The sequence below is a fragment of the Aliivibrio sp. A6 genome (genome assembly GCF_028765505.1).
Classification (GTDB): Bacteria; Pseudomonadota; Gammaproteobacteria; order Enterobacterales; family Vibrionaceae; genus Aliivibrio; species Aliivibrio finisterrensis_A.
In genome coordinates this window covers 1-253 of sequence record NZ_JARACR010000164.1, presented here as the reverse complement: position 1 = coordinate 253, position 253 = coordinate 1, and the positions used below count along the sequence as shown (strand labels likewise).

Genomic DNA, 253 nt, shown 5'->3' with positions numbered 1-253 from the left:
GGTTCTGGCGCCGCAAGGTGTGAGAGTTCAAGTCTCTCCGTCCGCACCATATTTAAAGATGTATTATCTTGGTTTAATTACTGATTTAATCTTCTCTGTTGGGATATCGCCAAGCGGTAAGGCACCGGCTTTTGATGCCGGCATTCCCTGGTTCAAATCCAGGTATCCCAACCACTATTTACATAATTGATGCAACCTGATTAATTATGACAACGTTAGAAAGACTCTCCAATTCGTCTTCTAACTACAAAAA

General features: G+C 41.9%; 1 tRNA gene. It reads left to right on the top strand.

Going from position 1 to position 253, the window contains the following annotated elements:
• The first annotated feature begins 99 nt into the window (after positions 1 to 99).
• A tRNA-Gln gene (locus PVK70_RS19020) sits at positions 100 to 174 on the top strand.
• Positions 175 to 253: the final 79 nt, after the last annotated feature.